Source organism: Streptomyces sp. NPDC055966 (genome assembly GCF_042269865.1).
Classification (GTDB): Bacteria; Actinomycetota; Actinomycetes; order Streptomycetales; family Streptomycetaceae; genus Streptomyces.
This window is the reverse complement of sequence record NZ_JBHJYK010000036.1, coordinates 45,250-63,144: the sequence shown is the minus strand read 5'-3', so window position 1 is coordinate 63,144 and position 17,895 is coordinate 45,250. Positions and strand designations below refer to the sequence as shown.

The window sequence follows — 17,895 nt, the reverse complement described above, 5'->3', positions numbered from 1 at the left end:
CCCTGGCGCGTCAGCTCGTCGGCCAGGTTCCGGGTCGACTTGGTCGTCCAGCGCAGCGGCGACATCGGGTCCCCGCGCATGTCCGGCTCGACCAGGGCCAGCAGCGCGGGCCGCAGCCCTGCATCCAGGTCGGCGGCCTTCTTCCGTCCGCCGCCGGGCCGGCGGACCCGCCCCAGGGGTGCTTCGCCGGCCTCCAGCTCATAGACGCCCTTGCGGACCGTCGTCTCGCTGACCTCGGCCGCCCGGGCCACGGCCCGGATCCCGCCGTGTCCCAGGAGCCGGGCCTCGGCCCCCATCAGCAGACGCTGCTGCCGCTCGTCCAGATGCGGGAACAACACCCCGAACTTCACGGTCAGTTGATCTCGAATCTCCTGCGTTATGCCCATACCACATCAACGAGCCACACCACCGGAAGCAACATGTTGATTCTCTGCGGGCCCTAAGTGCGCTGGAAACGCTCAACCTTGCTCGGTTCTGCGATCAGTTCACCATGTACGTCGTTCTCGGCGTAAGCCACGGTACGGGTGTCCAGTAGCCGCAGGAACATCAAGTCAGTGCTAGCCAGGCCGTGAAAGCTGACGCTGAACGGCAACACCTGGAGTGTGATGCTCGGGCGCTCCGACATCTCCAGCAGGTGCTCCAACTGCTCACGCCACTCGCCCCGATTGGGCAGCGGCGTCCGCAGGACCGCCTCGGACAGGATGCTGCGGAAGGACGGTGCCTCGCCTCCCTCCAGCAACTCCCGCCGCCCAGTGCGCGCTTCTACCTGCTGCTCCAGCTCGCTTCCCTTGATCCCGCCCGCCGCTAGCGCTTCACGCGCGTACGCATCGGTTTGAAGAAGCCCTGGCGGCCTGCTCACGCCGTAGTGCCAAAGGCTCACCGCCTCCGACTCCAGAATCATGTACTGCCGGTACCGCTCCTTGAACTGCGCAGGGTCCGCCACCGCCAGCTCCCACAGCGTGACCAGCAGTCCCGGTGTCCCGTAGTACTGATCCAGCGCCTGTACGACCTCGGGGCTGCCCAGCGTCCGCCCGCTCTCCATCTTCCCGAACTGCGAGGCGTCCCAGCCGACTTCCTCCGCCAGCTTCCGCAGGCTCAAGCCCCGCTCGGTCCGCAGGAGCCGCAACTCCTCGGTGAACCGCACCCTCGGCTCCTGACTGCGTCCCGTGACCACCCTTCGCTGCGGCATCGCGCTCCTCGGCTGTGGAATTTGTGGAATTTGGGTCGCCCTGCATGGAAGTTGAGCCTCTCAACAGCCCAGATGCCGTTTCTCTGCGCCATGCTCATCACGCCACCCGAACACGCAGCGTAGCGCTCCCCTCGCGCTGTGCGCAGGCGTGCGGAGAAAGGAGCCGACCCCATGAACGACATCACCCGGCCACCGAGCCCCGTCCCCGGCTGCGCCGCCTGCGCGGAGCTGGCGGGCCAACGGGAGGCCGCGCAGGCGACGTACGACCGGAGCGCAGAGGTGGACGCCAACGTCCTGCTGCGCCAGCACCAGCGCAGGGAGCACCAGGCATGACGGGACTGCCGTACGAGGAGTGCAAGCGATGGCAGGAGGAGGGGCGTACGCCCCGGGACCCGGAGTCCGTCCCGCCCGCGTACGCGGTGCCGCCCTTCCACCCGTACTTCGCCGAGCGGGCCCGGGAGCGACGGCGCCCGCGGCGATCGGTGGACGGCGCCACCGTCAGCGGCGTCCTCACCGTCCTCTGCCTGGCCACGCTGATCGTCACCGTCGTCGTCGCGGCTACGCTTCCCTCATGACCAAGAAGCTCGTGATCAAGGTGACGGCCGGGGCCGACGCGCCCGAGCGCTGTTCGCAGGCGTTCACCGTGGCGGCGGTGGCCGTGGCCAGTGGCGTCGAGGTCTCGCTGTGGCTGACCGGCGAGTCGTCCTGGTTCGCGCTGCCGGGGCGGGCGGCGGAGTTCGAGCTGCCGCACTCCGCGCCGCTGCCGGACCTGATCGAGTCGGTCCTGGCCGCCGGGCGCCTCACGCTGTGCACGCAGTGCGCGGCCCGGCGGGAGATCACCGAGAAGGACGTCATCGAGGGCGTACGGATCGCGGGCGCGCAGGTCTTCGTCCAGGAGGCCCTCGCCGACGACACCCAGGCCCTCGTGTACTGACAGGTCACTGCCGGATCACTGCCTGGGGCGCTTCTTGCCGTCCAGCTCGTCCCACCACTCGTCGGACTTCGGGTCCCCCGACGGATCGTCCCACCAACGGTCCTCGGGGCCCCGGCGGTTGGCGATCATCGCGGCGACCGGTGGAATGACCATGGCCACCACGCACATGCCGACGGCCGCCGGCACAGACCAGATCCGGACGACTCCCCAGGCCAGAACGAAAAGCCCGATACAGACGCCCATCATCGCGAAGTAGACGTGCCGCCGCCGCGCGTACATACGTCCAGAGTAGGTCGCGGGGCTCCGAGCGGCCCCTGTCACAACTGATCCACAAACTCCCGGCGCCCCCGCCCCGCAGGGTTACCGTGGCGTACGGCAGCGGACGAACGACACCGACCCCCGGGGAGAACCACCACATGCGCGCCCTGCGAATACTCCTGATCCTCGTCGTGATCCTGGGCGGGCTGTTCGTGATCGTGGACCGGGTCGCCGTGCACTTCGCCGAGGGGCAGGCCGCCGACAAGCTGAAGTCGACGGAGAACCTCGCCTCGACACCGGACGTCAGCATCGAGGGGTTCCCGTTCCTCACCCAGCTGGCGGGCGGGTCGCTGGACGACGTACAGGTCGGGATCAAGGACTACCAGGCGGCCACCGGGACCGACGGCAAGACGATCCGGATCGACGACCTGAAGGCCGACATGAAGGGCGTCTCCTTCTCCGGCGACTACAGCTCCGCCACCGCGGACAGCGCCACCGGCACCGCGACCGTCTCCTACGCCGAGCTGCTGAAGACCGCCAAGTCCCAGCCGACCGAGGTCGTACCCGGGGTCCAGGCCCAGGTCGTGGGGCTGTCCGACGGCGGCAACGGCAAGATCAAGGTCGCGATCCGCATCACCGGCTCGTTCCTGTCCATCCCGGTCGACCAGACGACGTCCGTGCTCAGCTCCGTGGCCGTCGTGAACAACAAGGTCGAGGTCCACGCCGACTCCCTGCCCAAGCTGGCCGCCGTCGCCGCCGCCGACAACCGCGTCCGCGACATCACCGACTTCAACCAGGCCATCGACCGGCTGCCCGGCGGCATCAAGCTGGACAAGGTGCAGGCCGCGCCGGACGGCGTGCAGATCAGCGTGAAGGGTTCGGACGTCAGGCTGGCAGGGTAGGGACACCCGCGGAACACCGGCGATGGACAGACTTGGTCCGACTGGCGAGACGGCCACGTCCGTACCGTAGATGCGTCACCCGCACGAGCGCCCGGAGGCCGCCGCCGCCTGCCCCGGGCGCTCTTCTCGTCCCAACATTCGGACGATCGCATCTCGCCATACGACACACCGGTGACACGCGCGCCCGGACGTCCCTACGATCGGGGCCATGAAGCGACAGGCGGATCTCACGAAGCGGCGGGCAGTGGACCTGTGCCGCGTTGCCGCCATGCTCTGTCGCCCCTTCTGAGTGGAAGTAATCCACTTCCGCATCCCTCAGCCGCCCTGCTGGTAAGGGCACCCGTGCGCCGCCCGGCCTCTTTCGGGCGCGCGCCCTCTCTACTTCTGCACGCCCCGCCGCGACTGCCCCGGAGGAGAAAGAGCATGAGCCGCAGCGACGTCCTCGTAGACGCCGACTGGGTCCAGGACAACCTGGACAACCCGAACATCGCCCTCGTGGAGGTGGACGAGGACACGTCCGCCTACGAGAAGAACCACATCAAGAACGCGATCCGCATCGACTGGACCAAGGACCTCCAGGACCCGGTCCGCCGCGACTTCATCGACCAGGCCGGCTTCGAGAAGCTGCTGTCGGAGAAGGGCATCGCCAACGACACGCTGGTGATCCTCTACGGCGGCAACAACAACTGGTTCGCGTCGTACGCCTACTGGTACTTCAAGCTCTACGGCCACGAGAACGTCAAGCTCCTCGACGGCGGCCGCAAGAAGTGGGAGCTGGACGCCCGCGAGCTGGTCGCCGGCGACGAGGTCCCCGAGCGCGCGAAGACCGACTACAAGGCCAAGGCCCAGGACACCTCGATCCGCGCCTTCCGTGACGACGTCGTCGCCGCGATCGGCTCGCAGAACCTGGTCGACGTGCGCTCGCCCGACGAGTTCAGCGGCAAGCTGCTCGCCCCGGCCCACCTGCCGCAGGAGCAGTCGCAGCGCCCGGGCCACGTGCCGAGCGCGCGCAACATCCCGTGGTCGAAGAACGCCAACGACGACGGCACCTTCAAGTCGGACGAGGAGCTCAAGGAGCTCTACGCCGAGGAGAGCGTGGACCTCGCCAAGGACACGATCGCCTACTGCCGCATCGGTGAGCGCTCGGCCCTGACCTGGTTCGTGCTGCACGAGCTGCTCGGCGTGCAGAACGTCAAGAACTACGACGGTTCCTGGACCGAGTACGGCTCCCTCGTCGGCGTGCCGATCGAGCTCGGCGCCAACAAGTAAGACATCCCCCTTCTTCTGGAGAGACGACATGTGCGGAGCGAAGGCCGGCGGCCCCGACGCCTCGACGATCAAGCCCGGTGAGACCACGATCCAGGGCCAGGTGACCCGCGACGGCGAGCCGGTGACGGGCTACGTCCGTCTGCTGGACTCGACCGGCGAGTTCACGGCCGAGGTCCCGACCTCGGCGACCGGTCAGTTCCGGTTCTACGCGGCCGAGGGCACGTGGACCCTGCGGGCGCTGGTGCCGGGCGGCTCCGCCGACCGCACGGTCGTCGTGGCGGAGAAGGGCGGGCTCGCCGAGGTCGCCATCGCGGTCTGAGCGAGCCGAGGACTCAGTGACGGCTGAGTGACGGACAGAAGGGCCGTACCCCGGGGTTGGACGCCATGGGGGTACGGCCCTTCGGTCTGCTTCCGCCTGCTCAGCCCAGCGCGCGGCCCAGGGCCCACACCACCGGGGCCGCCGCCGACAGCGGGAGTGCGACGCCGGCCGTGAAGTGCACGAAGCGGGACGGGTAGTCGTAGCTGGCGACGCGGTGACCGATCAGCGCGCAGGCCGCTGCCGCCGCGCCCAGGGCGGCGCCCTGCGTGCCGAAGTGGGTCATCTGGCCCACCGCGATGCCCGCGCCCGCGGCCGCCAGCAGGGAGACCACGACCGAGACCGGGGTCGGCAGGGGCAGCGCGCGGGCCAGGACCGCGACCGCCACCGCCGCCGCGCCGACCGACACCGCGTGCGTGTCGGCGCCCAGGTAGCCGGTGGCGAGGACGGTCAGCGACGCCGAGGCGACCGTCGCCATCAGGCCGTACATCCGCTCGTCCGGCGAGGCGTGCGAGCGCAGCTGGAGGACCAGGGACAGCAGGACCCAGACGCCGAGGGGGCCGAGGATCGCGGCGGGCGCGTTGTCGCGGCCCGCGACCAGGACCGCCGCGTCGGCCGTCAGGCCGCCCGCGAAGGCCAGCGCGATGCCCTGCCGGGCGGGCCACATGCCGTTCAGCCGGAACCAGCCCGCCGCCGTCACGGCCTGGAGCACGACCAGCGGGACGACCAGGGCGTACGAGGCGATCGGTGCCGTCGCGGCCAGGAGCAGGCCGAGGACGGCGGTCAGCAGCGCCGGCTGCATGCCGGGCTCGATGACCGGCGAACGGCCCTCCAGGCGCGCCCGCTGGGCGTCCGTGATCCGGGCGTTCCCGCCGAGCGTGGCCGGGCCGTACTCCGGCTCCCCCTCCTCCTGCGCCTCCGGCTCGGCCGCGGGCGCGGCCTTCGGCTCGGGCTCGGGTACCGGCTGCGGCTGGGGCTGCGGCTGTGCGTACGGACCGGAGTACGCCGGCTGCTGGTACTGCTGCTGATAGGGCTGGGGCTGGGGCTGCTGGTACGGCTGCGCCGGCGGGTACGTGTGCGCGTGCGTCTGCGTGTCCCACGTCTGGCCCTGCCACTGCTGGGTCGACTGGGGGTCGTAGCCCGACTGGTGGCCGTACTGGTCGTACGGGCCGTACTGGTCGTGGGCCTGCCACTGCTGCTCTTGCTGCTGTGGTTGCTGTTGCTGCTGGTACGGGTCGTAGGGCCCGTACCCCTCATGCGGCTGGTCGCTCATCGCGCCTCATCCTCCTGCGAACGGCGGGAGCACTTCGACCGTGCCGCCCTCGGCCAGCCGTACCGTCTCATGCGCGCGGGTCCCGACGGGGTCACCGTCTATGAGGAAGGAGCATCGCTGGAGCACACGCGACAGCTCACCGGGGTGCCGCGCGCGCACGGCGGCCAGCGCGTCGGCCAGCGTGTCCGCGTCGTACGGCTCCTCGGGGACGCCGGACGCGGCCTTGGCGGCGGCCCAGTAGCGCACCGTGACCTTGGGCATCTCGTTCCTCAATCGACGGCAGGAAAGAAATAAGAGTGCCCTCAGGCTAGCCCGCCGCGCCGACAGCCCAGTCCGCGATCCGGGCCAGCAGCGCGTCGTCCGCCGCGTGCTCGGCGTGGCCCATACCGGGCTCCACCCAGAGTTCCCCGTGGTCACCGGCCGCCTCGGCGAGCATCCGGGGGTGGTCGAGGGGGAAATAGCCGTCCTGGTCGCCGTGGACGACGAGGAGGGGCGTCGGGGCGATTCCCGGGACCGACTCCACCGGGGACAGCGGGACCGGGTCCCAGTCGCGGTGGTGGATGCGGGTGCGCAGGCCGTAGCGGCCGACCAGGCGGCCCTCGGGGCGGGTCACCAGCCAGTGCAGCCGGCGCATGGGGGCGGTGCCGCGGTAGTACCAGCGGGCGGGGGCGCTGACCGCGACGACCGCGTCGGCCGTGCGCGGGTACAGGGCCGCGTGGCGCAGCACGACCGAGCCGCCCATGGAGAAGCCGACGGTCACCACGCGCGCGTGCCCGAGGGAGCGGGCCCTCTCGACGGCGGCGGCGACGTCGAGCACCTCCTTGTCGCCGACCGTGGAGCGGCCGCCGGAGCGTCCGTGGCCGCGGAAGGAGAAGGTGAGGACCGCGCCGTAACGCGCGAGCACGCCCGCCACCCTTCGTACGTGCGGCCGGTCCACGTCCCCGGTGAACCCGTGGGCGATCACGAACACGAGGTCACGGACGGGCGTACCCGAGGTGTCGGGAAGGGATTCCGGGCTTTCGTATACGAAGGCGCCCGGATCGTATACGGAATCGACCGGAATTCCGTCGGCCGTGCGCAGGAACGTCCGGAAAGCTTCCTGTCTGGGCGTCTCGGGATTCGGACGAACGGTGGAATGCGCCACTTGACCTGCCGAACGGTTCCTCATGTGGGCTATTCTGCTGGGCAGAGGACTCGGGCAGCGAAGCCCCCGGGTCCTTTTGTGCTTTCGGAAGCGTTGTATACGAAACGGGAAACCCCAGGTGGCCCGTGGCCGTGTACGGGGCCTTCGGGATCGCAGAGCAGTGCCCGTCCGCACAGTCCTCGCGGGGACCCGAGGAGGAACCAGACGTATGAGTTCTCTGCTGCTCCTGACCAACGCCCTCCAGCCCTCGACGGAGGTGCTGCCCGCACTCGGCCTGCTGCTGCACAACGTGCGGGTCGCCCCGGCGGAGGGCCCCGCCCTGGTCGACACCCCGGGCGCCGACGTCATCCTCGTCGACGGCCGCCGCGACCTGCCGCAGGTGCGCAGCCTGTGCCAGCTGCTGCGGTCCACCGGCCCCGGCTGTCCGCTGATCCTCGTCGTCACCGAGGGCGGGCTCGCCGCCGTCACCGCCGACTGGGGCATCGACGACGTCCTGCTCGACACCGCCGGCCCCGCGGAGGTGGAGGCGCGGCTGCGGCTCGCGACGGGGCGCCAGCAGATCGTGGGCGACGACTCCCCCATGGAGATCCGCAACGGCGATCTCTCCGTGGACGAGGCCACGTACTCCGCCAAGCTCAAGGGGCGGGTGCTCGACCTCACCTTCAAGGAGTTCGAGCTGCTGAAATACCTCGCCCAGCACCCGGGCCGCGTCTTCACCCGCGCCCAGCTGCTCCAGGAGGTCTGGGGCTACGACTACTTCGGCGGCACCCGCACGGTCGACGTGCACGTACGGCGGCTGCGCGCCAAGCTCGGCCCGGAGCACGAGTCGCTGATCGGCACCGTGCGCAACGTCGGCTACCGGTTCGTCACCCCGGAGAAGGTCGACCGCGCCGCCGAGAAGGCGGCCGAGGAGGCCAAGGCCAAGGCCGAACAGGCAAAGGCGGAGGATCCGGACAAGACGGCCGAGGCGGCCGTCCGGGACGGCGCCGACGTCCACGCCGACGTGTAGTCCCCGCGCCTCGGGGGCACCATCCGAGCACTGATACGCCCTGCCCAGAGTGGGTCCATCCGCGTAGACTCCGCGCGTGGCCAAGGTGACTCGGGATGATGTGGCGCGGCTGGCGGGGACGTCCACCGCCGTGGTCAGCTATGTCATCAACAACGGACCCCGGCCGGTCGCCCCGGCCACGCGCGAGCGTGTCCTCGCGGCGATCAAGGAGCTGGGGTACCGGCCCGACCGGGTCGCCCAGGCCATGGCGTCGCGCCGCACCGACCTCATAGGCCTGATCATCCCGGACGCCCGCCAGCCGTTCTTCGGCGAGATGGCGCACGCGGTCGAGCAGGCCGCCTCCGAGCGCGGAAAGATGGTCCTCGTCGGCAACACCGACTACATCGGCGAGCGCGAGGTCCACTATCTGCGCGCCTTCCTGGGCATGCGTGTTTCCGGCCTGATTCTGGTGAGTCACGCGCTGAACGACCTGGCCGCCGCCGAGATCGACGCCTGGGACGCCCGGGTGGTGCTGCTGCACGAGCGGCCCGAGGCCATCGACGACGTCGCCGTGGTCACCGACGACCTGGGCGGCGCCCAGCTCGCCGTACGCCACCTGCTGGAGCACGGGCACGACTACGTCGCCTGTCTGGGCGGTACGGCGGAGACGCCGGCCGTCGGCGACCCGGTCTCCGACCACGTCGAGGGCTGGAGGCGGGCCATGGCCGAGGCGGGCCTGAGCACCGAGGACCGGCTGTTCGAGGCTCCGTACAACCGCTACGACGCCTACCGGGTGGCCCTGGAGGTCCTGTCCGGGCCCCGCCGGCCGCCCGCGATCTTCTGCTCCACCGACGACCAGGCGATCGGCCTGCTGCGGGCCGCGCGCGAGCTGCGCATCGACGTGCCCGGCGAGCTGGCGGTGGCCGGGTTCGACGACATCAAGGAGGCCGCGCTCACCGACCCGCCGCTGACCACGGTCGCCTCGGACCGCTCGGCGATGGCCCGGGCGGCGGTCGACCTGGTCCTGGACGACGGACTCAGGGTGGCGGGCTCGCGCCGGGAGCGGCTGAAGACGTTCCCGTCGCGGCTGGTGGTGCGCACGAGCTGCGGCTGCCAGTAGCCCCGCTGGTTCTTTATATCGGGCAAACGAGGTTCTGCCGGGCTTCTCAGCAAGCACTCAGGAAGCTCTCACGTTCGCGGGGGACTCTCTATGACATGACCGAGAGCCAGGGCAACGACGCGCAGCAGTACCCGCAGCAGCACTACTACTCCGCTCCTGCGGACCACTCCGCTTCCGTGAACCCCGAGTGGCCGCCCCCGCCGCCGTACCAGCCGGGCGAAGACAGGAAGCAGCGCAGCCGCGGCCCGGTCGCCCTCCTCGCGGCGGTCGCGATCGTCGCGGCGGCCGTCGGCGGCGGCACCGCCTACGCCTTCCAGGAGCTGACCGGCAAGGACACGGTCGCCTCCAGCGGCACGGCCACCAACGTGGTGCCCTCCAGCAAGCGCGGTGACGTCGCCGCCATCGCCTCCGCGGTCAGCCCGAGCGTGGTCGAGATCAACGCGACCCTCGACAGCGGCTCCTCCACCGGCTCCGGCGTGGTCATCACGTCGAACGGCGAGATAGTCACCAACAACCACGTCATCTCCGGCGCGCAGTCCATCAAGGTGCGCACCAGCGACGGCAGCAGATACACCGCCCGGGTCGTCGGCACCGACAGCTCCAAGGACCTGGCGCTGCTCAAGCTCCAGGGCGCCTCGGGCCTGAAGACGGCCTCGCTCGGCGACTCCAGCGGCGTCCAGGTCGGCGACACGGTCGTCGCGATCGGCTCCCCCGAGGGCCTGACCGGCACCGTGACCAGCGGCATCGTCTCCGCCCTGAACCGGGACGTCACCGTCTCCACCGACGAGAACCAGGGCCAGAACCAGGGCGGCGACGGAAACTGGCCGTTCCAGTTCGGCGGCCGCCAGTTCAACGGCGACACCGGCTCGTCCACGACGACGTACAAGGCCATCCAGACCGACGCGTCCCTCAACCCCGGCAACTCCGGCGGTGCGCTGATCGACGCGAGCGGCAACATCATCGGCATCAACTCCGCGATGTACTCGTCGAGCCAGCAGTCCTCGTCGTCCTCCGACGCCGGCAGCATCGGCCTCGGCTTCGCGATCCCGATCAACACCGTCAAGTCCGACCTGGCCAAGCTCCGGTCGGGCGCCACCGGCTAACAGCTCCACCAGCTCCGAGCACCGGCACGTCAGCAGGGAGTACGTCATGATCACGCATGTCTCGCACGCGCACCAGATCACCGGCCGCCACGCCGCCGACATCACCCTGGCGCTCACCATCGCCCGCGATCTGCACCTGCCGATCCCCAAGCCCCGCGCCCCGGAGGTCGTCGTGACACCGGTCCCCGAGCTGATGGGCCTGCGTACCTCCGCCGTCCGCACCCACCGCCGCAAGGTCCCGCTGAACCGCCTGACCGCGGTGCGGGCCTGAACGTGGCACGCTGAGAGACAGCCCCCGTCCGGACAGGACCCGTACCCCGAGGAACCGCGAGCGATGAGCCCCGCCGAAGGCGACCGTGACCCCCAGCGCATCCTGATCGTCGACGACGAGCCGGCGGTACGCGAGGCGCTGCAGCGCAGCCTCGCGTTCGACGGGTACGACACGGAGGTGGCCGTCGACGGCGCGGACGCGCTGGAGAAGGCCACCGCCTACAAGCCCGACCTGGTCGTCCTCGACATCCAGATGCCGCGCATGGACGGCCTGACCGCGGCCCGCCGCATCCGCGGCGCGGGCGACACGACCCCGATCCTCATGCTCACCGCCCGGGACACCGTCGGCGACCGGGTGACCGGCCTGGACGCCGGTGCCGACGACTACCTCGTCAAGCCCTTCGAGCTGGACGAGCTCTTCGCCCGCATCCGCGCCCTGCTGCGCCGCAGCTCGTACGCGGCCGCGGTGTCACCCGACATCCAGGAGGACGAGGCGCTCACCTTCGGCGACCTGCGCATGGACCTCGCGACCCGCGAGGTCACGCGGGGCGGCCGCCAGGTCGAACTGACCCGCACGGAGTTCACCCTCCTGGAGATGTTCATGGCGCACCCGCGCCAGGTCCTCACCCGCGAACAGATCCTGAAGGCGGTCTGGGGCTTCGACTTCGAGCCCTCGTCCAACTCCCTCGACGTCTACGTCATGTACCTGCGCCGCAAGACCGAGGCGGGCGGCGAGCCGCGCCTGGTGCACACGGTCCGGGGCGTGGGGTACGTGCTCCGCCAGGGCGGCGCCGAGTGAGGAGGCTGGTCCGCCGGTACCGGGCTCTGCCCATCCGGGCCCGGCTGGCGATGCTGGTCGCGGCGGCGGTGGCGTTCGCGGTGGCGGCGGTGTCGGTGACGTGCTGGTTCATCGTGCAGGGGAAGCTGTACTCGCAGCTGGACGACGACCTGCAGAAGTCGTTGCGCGGCACGTCGCAGTTCGAGCAGCTCCAGTTCACGCTCAACAACTGCACGGACACTCCCGCCACCAACACGATCCTCCAGGACCGGTACTCCCAGGTGGTCACCGAGCAGGGCAAGGTCTGCCTCATCGCGGGCGCATCGGGCAGGATCAAGGTCACCGAGGCCGACAAGAACGAGATCAGGAACCTCGACACCGGCAACATCTACTTCCGCAACGGAGTGGACGAGCAGGGCAACGAGCTGCGCGTGCTCACCCGCCCCCTGCTGCCCACGTCGACGTCGAGCGGGACCCGTGGTCCGAACGTGGGCGTGCTGGTCGCCGTACCGCTGCGGAACACCGAGAAGACCCTCAACGACCTCGCGCTCGTCCTGCTCCTCGTCTCCGGCATAGGAGTGATCGGCGCGGGCGCCGCCGGACTGGCCGTCGCCCGGGCCGGCCTGCGCCCGGTCGACAAGCTGACCGAGGCCGTGGAGCACGTGGCCCGGACCGAGGACCTGACGATCCGCATCCCCGTGGAGGACGACAGCGAGGACGAGGTGGCCCGGCTGTCCCGCTCCTTCAACTCGATGACCGCCTCGCTGGCCAGCTCCCGCGAGCTCCAGCAGCAGCTGATCGCCGACGCCGGCCATGAACTGCGCACGCCGTTGACCTCGTTGCGCACCAACATCGAACTGCTCACCCGCAGCGAGGAGACCGGCCGCCCGATCCCGCCGGCGGACCGCAGGGCCCTGCTCGCCTCGGTGAAGGCCCAGATGACCGAACTGGCCTCGCTGATCGGCGACCTGCAGGAGCTGTCCCGCTCGGAGGGCCAGCACGGCGAACGCGTCCAGGTCGTACCGCTGCTGGACACCGTCGAGGCGGCCCTGCGCCGGGCGCGGCTGCGCGGGCCGGAGCTGACGATCACGGCGGACCTGAAGCCCTGGTACGTCCGCGCCGAACCCTCCGCGCTGGAACGGGCCGTCGTCAACATCCTGGACAACGCGGTCAAGTTCAGCCCCGAGGGCGGCACGGTCGAGGTGCGGCTGGCCGACGGCGAGCTGACCGTCCGCGACCACGGCCCCGGCATTCCCGCGGACGAACTCCCGCACGTCTTCGACCGCTTCTGGCGCTCCCCCGGCGCCCGCGCCCTGCCCGGATCGGGCCTCGGCCTGTCCATCGTGGCCCGCACGGTCCAGCAGGCGGGCGGCCAGGTCATCCTGGCCCACGCGGAAGGCGGCGGCACGGTGGCGACGGTACGGCTGCCGGGGGCACCTACGCCGCCGCCGGAACCAACGGCGTGATTCTCCGGCGGACTCTCCCGAAAGAGGACCCTCCGAACGAGTCCTTCACGACGCACACCCACATCTCAACGGTTGCCGGGCTGCTCAACCCCCGGGTCGATGCAGACCGTCCGTCATTCAGGTGTGCGACGAGGCTATAGCCGTCGGCCAGGACATCGTGCGCAATCAGCTTGTCACCGTCGGCAATCCCGGCCGGGGCGAGGGCCGCCATCACGGGGCCCAAGCGGAAGTAGCCGCACAGCGGCTCCGTAGGGTGGGGTCCATGCCGGAAGACTCCCCTCTGATACGCAGCCTGCGTGCGGCCGTTGCCGCCGCGCCGCGTGATGTACCGCTCCGCCTGCACCTGGCCGAACTCCTCCTGGACGAGGGGCAGTCGGAGGCTGCCGTCGCCGAGGTGGCCGTCGCGCTCCAGAACGCGCCGGGGGACGAACAGGCGCGGCGGCTCATGGCGCGGGCCATGGGGGCCCCGGAGCAGCAAGAACAGCAACAGCAGCTCCCGCAGGCGCCCTCCGTTCGCTCCGGTTTCGACTGGCGGGCTGCCGAGGAGCAGGTCGGGGATGTCGTGCCGCCGCGGTTCGTGGAAGGGAAACCGGAGGCCGAGGAGCCGTTGCGGGCGGACGGGCAGGGGGATCCGGGGGACGTCGACGCCTGGGACGTCGAGCGGCCGGGAGGTGTGCGGCTCGCCGACGTCGGGGGGATGCGGGAGGTCAAGGAGCGGTTGGAGGCCGCCTTCCTGGCGCCCCTGCGCAATCCCGAGCTGCGGAAGCTGTACGGGAAGAGCCTGCGCGGCGGGTTGCTGCTGTACGGGCCCCCGGGGTGCGGGAAGACCTTCATCGCGCGGGCCGTCGCCGGAGAGCTCGGGGCGTCCTTCCTGTCCGTGTCGGTCAACGACGTGCTCGACATGTGGACCGGCAACTCCGAGCGCAACATGCACGAGATCTTCCAGACGGCCCGGCGGCAGGCCCCCTGTGTCGTCTTCCTCGACGAACTGGACGCGCTCGGCGGCAAGCGCAGCCGTACCCTCCACGGCGGCATGCGCAACACCGTCAACCAGCTGCTGACCGAGTTGGACGGGGTCGAATCCGCCGCCAACGAGGGCGTGTTCGTGCTCGCCGCCACCAATGTGCCCTGGGACGTCGACAACGCCCTGCGCCGGCCCGGGCGGCTGGACCGGACGCTGCTCGTCCTGCCTCCCGACGGACCCGCCCGTGAGGCGATCCTCCGCTACCACCTGCGGGAACGGCCGGTCGAGAACATCGACCTGGCCAAGCTCGCCAAGGTCACCGACGGGCTCTCCGGCGCCGATCTGGCCCATGTCTGCGAGGCGGCCTCCGAGCGCGCGCTGCTCGACTCCGCCCGGACCGGGACCGTGCGGATGATCGGGATGAAGGACCTGCTGGCCGCCGCGAAGGAGGTCGTGCCGTCCACCGAGCCGTGGTTCGCCGCCGCCCGCAACGTGGCCATGTTCGCCAACGAGGGCGGGATGTACGACGACCTCGTCACCTATCTGAAGAAGCGGCGGAAGCTGTGAGCGCCACCGGTACGCATCCGGCCCTGGAGCGGGCCGACGCGCTGCACGAGCTGGGCCGCCACGACGAGGCGAAGGCCCTGCTCGGGCGACGGCTCGCGGAGGATCCCGAGGACGTCGGCGCCTGGGTCCGGCTCGCCCGCTGCCTGGGCGCGCAGGACGAGAAGGCCGAGGCCCTGGAGGCGACCGAGCGGGCGCTGGCCATCGCCCCGGAGCACATCGGCGCGCTCCTCCAGCACGCGCGCGCCCTCCAGTCCAACGCCCGCATCGTGGACGCCGAGGCCCCCCTGCGCGAGGTCATCCGCCTGGCCCCCGACTACTGGTACGGCTACGCGCTGCTCGGGCACTGGCTGTGGCGCATACGCACCCTGCGGCTCGGCCACGCGGGCGGCCCGGTCACCCAGGAGGCCACGACCGCCTTCCAGCGCGAGTCGGACGAACTGGCGCTCACCGCCGTGCGGTTGGCACCCGAGGAGGTCTTCCCGTACGAGGTCCGCTGGAGCATCGCGGACATCGGCGGCGACCGGGCTCTCGCCGACGAGATGGTCCGGGAGATCCTGCGGCGCGATCCCCAGCACCCGCAGGCCCTCGCCCGGCAGACCGAGCAGGCCGCCACCGCGCCGGGCGTCAAGGCCGCCGAGGCCGCCGCGCTCTACGCCGACGCGCTCGCCGTCACCCCGGATTCCGCGGCCCTTCAGCAGGGCCTGGACCACGCGACGTACCGGCTGCTGCGCGGGGTGCGTCTGATCGCCGTGCTCAGCCTGGGATTCGCCGCCACGATGCTCGACCTGTGGACCAAGGAGGGGCAGGCCCCGCGCGAGCTGCCCGTCCCGCTCGGGCAACAGCTGTGGTACTTCGTACCCATCGGCGCCCTGTGGACCGTCGGAGCCCTGCTGCGCTACCGACGGCTGCGCACGGGCGTCCGGTACAACCTCCGGTCCGTGCTCCGGCGCCGCCGCTGGCCCCGCATCGTGCTCGGCCAGGCCGCCTGGGCCGTGCTGTGCGCGCTGCTGGTCAGCCAGGTGCCGTGGGCCGAGCGGGGCGTGCCGCGGATCGTGTTCTGGGCGGGCCTGATGCCGACGCTCCTGACCATCCCGTTCGACCGGAAGAAGACCAACTGAACACGGTCACCGCCTGAGGATCATCGTGTCCTGCGGCGTCGGTGCCTCGACGGCCGTCTCCGGCAGCGGGGCCGCCAGCCGGGCGTACGCGCCGCCCCGGGCGAGGAGTTCCGCGTGCGTTCCCGTCTCCACCAGCCGGCCGTGCTCGACGACCAGGATGCGGTCGGCGTCGGGGGCGAGCGACAGGTCGTGGGTGATCATGATCGTCGTACGGCCGGACATCAGGCGGCGCAGGGGCCGCACCACCTGGCGGGCGGCCACCGCGTCCAGGCCCGCCGTCGGCTCGTCCAGGACGAGGACCGGCGAGGCGCGCAGCATCGCGCGGGCGATGGCGATCCGCTGGAGCTGGCCGCCGGAGAGGGCGGCGGTGCCGGGGGCGATGCGGGTGTCGTAGCCGTCGGGAAGCGCGGTGACGAAGTCGTGGGCCGCCGCGCTCCTCGCCGCCCGTTCGATCTCGGCGTCCGTCGCGCCGGGGCGGCCGCAGGCGATGTTCTCGCGGATGGTGCCGTTCAGGATCAGCGTCTGCTGCGGGAGCAGGGTGATCTGCTCGCGGAGGAAGCGGAGGGGGACGTCGGTGAGGGGCACGCCGTCGAGGGTGATCGCGCCGGCCGTGGGGTCGTAGAAGCGGGTGAGGAGGGCGGCGAGGGTGGACTTTCCGGCACCGCTCGGGCCCGTGACGACCACCAACTCGCCGGGCTCGGCGGTGAGTTCGATGTCGCGGAGGCAGGAGCGGACGGCGTCGGGGTAGCGGAAGGAGACCCGGTGGAAGGCGAGCCGGCCGCGCACCGGCCAGGCCGGGACGGGGCGCGCGGGGTCGGTGACGGCGGGCTCGGCGTCGAGGATCTCGCCGATGCGGCGGGCGCCGGCGGTGGCCGCGGTGACCGTGAGGCCGAGCTGCCCGAGGCTGCGGATCGGCGGGTAGAGGTAGCCGAGGAAGGCGGCGAAGGCGAGGAGCTGTCCCAGGGTCATACGGCCCGCCGAGATCTCCCAGACGCCGAGGCCGATGACCGCGATCACGCACAGCGTCTCGACGATCTCGACGCACTGCTCGTACATCTCGCTCAGCCGCGCCCCGCGCACGCTCGCCCGCATCCAGGCGCGGGCCTCACGCTCCAGCCGCCGCTCCTCGTCGCGCTGCCGGTTGTACGCCTGGGTGAGCACGACGTTGCCGAGCGACTCCTCCACCACCGAGGTGATCGCGCCGTCCGCGACCCGCTCGGCGCGCGAGGCCTCGCCGATCCGGCCGGAGAAGCGGCGGGCGGCGAGCAGGAACAGGGGCGCGAGGACGAAGGTGGCCAGCGCCAGGTCCCAGCGCAGCCAGAACGCGGCGGTGGCGTAGAAGACGGCCGAGAACCCCGCGGACACCGCTCCCACGACGCCGGACAGCACCAGCTGCTCGATGGACTCGACGTCTCCGGTGAGCCGTTCGACCAGGTCGCCCTGGCGATGACGCTGGAAGAAGTGCGGGGGCAGGTCCTGGACGTGCCGGAAGACGGACGCGCGCAGGCGCAGGACGAATCTCTCGGCGGTCCGGGTGGCCAGGGAGTTGCCCGGATAACCGGCGAGCGCGGCGAGCGCGGCCACGCCCAGCCAGGCGCCGGCCGGACCCCAGAAGGCGGCGAGCGAACCGGCCTTCAATGCGTGGTCGGTGAGCTGCGCGAACAGCAGGATCGCGGCGGTCTCGGCGAGCGCGGCCACGACCACGCACGCGACGATCGCCGCGAGCCATCCGCGGTCCCCGCGGGTCAGCGGCCAGAACCGGCGGAAGGCCTCACGCGCTTCCCTCAGCATCGGCGGATCCTTTCCACAGCTGTGGACATGGCTGACACAGCTGAGGCAGCTGACACGGCCGAGGCGGGGCCACCGGTGCGACCACGCGGTGACCGGTGACCCCGCCTCACGACGGACTGACTCAGGCCTTGTCCCGGCCCTTGTCCCAGCGCATGCCCCAGCGCTTGTCTCAGCGCTTGTCGCCGATCGGGCGGCGGCGCGGCTCGGGCTTCTTCGGCGCCGGCTTCTTCCGCTCGGGGCCGGGCTTGCAGTGCTTCCTGACGGGAGCGAGCTTGTGGAAAGACATGGAATTTCCCTTTCTTTTTCCTGTGCCGTCCGGGAATTACTTGTGGCCGACCGGGCGCTTGGGCTCGTGCCTCTTCGGCTGGTGCCTGCGGGGCTGCGGCTTCGGCTCCGGGGCGGGCTTGCGGGTCTTCTTCACCGGGACGATCTTGTGGAAGCTCAC

The 17,895-nt window shown here is 71.1% G+C and carries 22 protein-coding genes and 1 pseudogene; 15 read left to right on the top strand and 8 right to left on the bottom strand.

What is annotated here, in order from left to right:
- Together ACFC8N_RS45270 and ACFC8N_RS45265 are read right to left on the bottom strand one after the other, a co-directional pair.
- Positions 1-386 (bottom strand): annotated as a pseudogene (locus ACFC8N_RS45270) (ISAzo13 family transposase); the annotation flags it as partial.
- Positions 387-439: 53 nt separating this feature from the next.
- Entirely contained in the window at positions 440-1,189 is a 750-nt protein-coding gene (locus ACFC8N_RS45265; RefSeq protein ID WP_376295495.1) for a helix-turn-helix domain-containing protein, read from the bottom strand.
- A 171-nt stretch (positions 1,190-1,360) separates the two neighbouring features.
- On the opposite strand from ACFC8N_RS45265, the gene ACFC8N_RS45260 reads away from it, so the two are divergent.
- The 3 genes from ACFC8N_RS45260 to ACFC8N_RS45250 are packed head-to-tail and all read left to right on the top strand — an operon-like array spanning position 1,361 to position 2,123.
- The gene (locus ACFC8N_RS45260; RefSeq protein ID WP_356020443.1) at positions 1,361-1,522 is read left to right on the top strand and encodes a hypothetical protein; all 162 of its coding nucleotides are present in this window, start codon (positions 1,361-1,363) and stop codon (positions 1,520-1,522) included.
- A complete protein-coding gene (locus tag ACFC8N_RS45255) occupies positions 1,519-1,764 on the top strand; it encodes a hypothetical protein (RefSeq protein ID WP_362816929.1) in 246 nt (81 codons plus the stop codon). Before ACFC8N_RS45260 ends, ACFC8N_RS45255 begins: the two co-directional genes overlap by 4 nt.
- Entirely contained in the window at positions 1,761-2,123 is a 363-nt protein-coding gene (locus tag ACFC8N_RS45250) for a DsrE family protein (RefSeq protein WP_356020447.1), read from the top strand. The genes ACFC8N_RS45255 and ACFC8N_RS45250 overlap by 4 nt, the downstream gene beginning before the upstream one ends.
- A 15-nt stretch (positions 2,124-2,138) precedes the next feature.
- Here the strand turns inward: ACFC8N_RS45250 and ACFC8N_RS45245 are convergent, their stop codons facing one another.
- The gene (locus tag ACFC8N_RS45245) at positions 2,139-2,444 is read right to left on the bottom strand and encodes a DUF3099 domain-containing protein (protein WP_356020449.1); all 306 of its coding nucleotides are present in this window, start codon (positions 2,442-2,444) and stop codon (positions 2,139-2,141) included.
- Positions 2,445-2,539: 95 nt separating this feature from the next.
- Between ACFC8N_RS45245 and ACFC8N_RS45240 the strand changes: the two genes are divergently transcribed.
- From ACFC8N_RS45240 to ACFC8N_RS45225, 4 genes are all read left to right on the top strand, one after another.
- Positions 2,540-3,283, top strand: a complete 744-nt coding sequence (locus tag ACFC8N_RS45240; RefSeq protein ID WP_356020452.1) for a DUF2993 domain-containing protein — start codon at positions 2,540-2,542, stop codon at positions 3,281-3,283.
- A gap of 208 nt (positions 3,284-3,491) precedes the next feature.
- Positions 3,492-3,572, top strand: a complete 81-nt coding sequence (locus ACFC8N_RS45235; RefSeq protein WP_350751515.1) for an Ms5788A family Cys-rich leader peptide — start codon at positions 3,492-3,494, stop codon at positions 3,570-3,572.
- A gap of 134 nt (positions 3,573-3,706) precedes the next feature.
- Positions 3,707-4,552 (top strand): sulfurtransferase, encoded by an 846-nt coding sequence (locus ACFC8N_RS45230; RefSeq protein ID WP_362816931.1) that lies wholly within the window; start codon positions 3,707-3,709, stop codon positions 4,550-4,552.
- A 28-nt stretch (positions 4,553-4,580) separates the two neighbouring features.
- Complete coding sequence (locus tag ACFC8N_RS45225; RefSeq protein ID WP_356020457.1) at positions 4,581-4,871, top strand: DUF1416 domain-containing protein; 291 nt, start codon at positions 4,581-4,583, stop codon at positions 4,869-4,871.
- Positions 4,872-4,971: 100 nt separating this feature from the next.
- Here ACFC8N_RS45225 and ACFC8N_RS45220 read toward each other — a convergent pair whose 3' ends face one another.
- From ACFC8N_RS45220 to ACFC8N_RS45210, 3 genes are read right to left on the bottom strand one after another with little or no spacing between them, the layout of a single operon-like run.
- On the bottom strand, positions 4,972-6,141 hold the full coding sequence (locus tag ACFC8N_RS45220; RefSeq protein ID WP_376295494.1) for a hypothetical protein: 1,170 nt from the start codon (positions 6,139-6,141) through the stop codon (positions 4,972-4,974).
- Between the two features lie 6 nt (positions 6,142-6,147).
- The gene (locus ACFC8N_RS45215; protein ID WP_356020461.1) at positions 6,148-6,402 is read right to left on the bottom strand and encodes a MoaD/ThiS family protein; all 255 of its coding nucleotides are present in this window, start codon (positions 6,400-6,402) and stop codon (positions 6,148-6,150) included.
- 46 nt (positions 6,403-6,448) lie between these two features.
- Entirely contained in the window at positions 6,449-7,309 is an 861-nt protein-coding gene (locus ACFC8N_RS45210; RefSeq protein ID WP_376295493.1) for an alpha/beta hydrolase, read from the bottom strand.
- 184 nt (positions 7,310-7,493) lie between these two features.
- On the opposite strand from ACFC8N_RS45210, the gene ACFC8N_RS45205 reads away from it, so the two are divergent.
- The 8 genes from ACFC8N_RS45205 (at position 7,494) to ACFC8N_RS45170 (ending at position 15,659) form a co-directional block, all read left to right on the top strand.
- Entirely contained in the window at positions 7,494-8,294 is an 801-nt protein-coding gene (locus ACFC8N_RS45205; RefSeq protein WP_376295491.1) for a winged-helix domain-containing protein, read from the top strand.
- Between the two features lie 76 nt (positions 8,295-8,370).
- Positions 8,371-9,393, top strand: a complete 1,023-nt coding sequence (locus ACFC8N_RS45200; RefSeq protein ID WP_356020468.1) for a LacI family DNA-binding transcriptional regulator — start codon at positions 8,371-8,373, stop codon at positions 9,391-9,393.
- Positions 9,394-9,488: 95 nt separating this feature from the next.
- Entirely contained in the window at positions 9,489-10,496 is a 1,008-nt protein-coding gene (locus tag ACFC8N_RS45195; protein ID WP_356020471.1) for a trypsin-like peptidase domain-containing protein, read from the top strand.
- 46 nt (positions 10,497-10,542) lie between these two features.
- Entirely contained in the window at positions 10,543-10,767 is a 225-nt protein-coding gene (locus tag ACFC8N_RS45190; protein ID WP_356020473.1) for a hypothetical protein, read from the top strand.
- A gap of 63 nt (positions 10,768-10,830) precedes the next feature.
- Positions 10,831-11,565, top strand: coding sequence for a response regulator transcription factor (locus tag ACFC8N_RS45185; RefSeq protein ID WP_362816936.1), 735 nt, complete (start codon positions 10,831-10,833; stop codon positions 11,563-11,565).
- Complete coding sequence (locus tag ACFC8N_RS45180; protein WP_376295488.1) at positions 11,562-13,010, top strand: sensor histidine kinase; 1,449 nt, start codon at positions 11,562-11,564, stop codon at positions 13,008-13,010. The genes ACFC8N_RS45185 and ACFC8N_RS45180 overlap by 4 nt, the downstream gene beginning before the upstream one ends.
- A gap of 262 nt (positions 13,011-13,272) precedes the next feature.
- Positions 13,273-14,541 (top strand): ATP-binding protein, encoded by a 1,269-nt coding sequence (locus ACFC8N_RS45175; protein ID WP_376295486.1) that lies wholly within the window; start codon positions 13,273-13,275, stop codon positions 14,539-14,541.
- On the top strand, positions 14,538-15,659 hold the full coding sequence (locus ACFC8N_RS45170; protein WP_376295484.1) for a tetratricopeptide repeat protein: 1,122 nt from the start codon (positions 14,538-14,540) through the stop codon (positions 15,657-15,659). The genes ACFC8N_RS45175 and ACFC8N_RS45170 overlap by 4 nt, the downstream gene beginning before the upstream one ends.
- Positions 15,660-15,665: 6 nt before the next feature.
- Here ACFC8N_RS45170 and ACFC8N_RS45165 read toward each other — a convergent pair whose 3' ends face one another.
- Together ACFC8N_RS45165 and ACFC8N_RS45160 are read right to left on the bottom strand one after the other, a co-directional pair.
- Complete coding sequence (locus ACFC8N_RS45165; protein ID WP_376295482.1) at positions 15,666-17,450, bottom strand: ABC transporter ATP-binding protein; 1,785 nt, start codon at positions 17,448-17,450, stop codon at positions 15,666-15,668.
- Between the two features lie 322 nt (positions 17,451-17,772).
- A complete protein-coding gene (locus ACFC8N_RS45160) occupies positions 17,773-17,895 on the bottom strand; it encodes a hypothetical protein (protein ID WP_376295481.1) in 123 nt (40 codons plus the stop codon).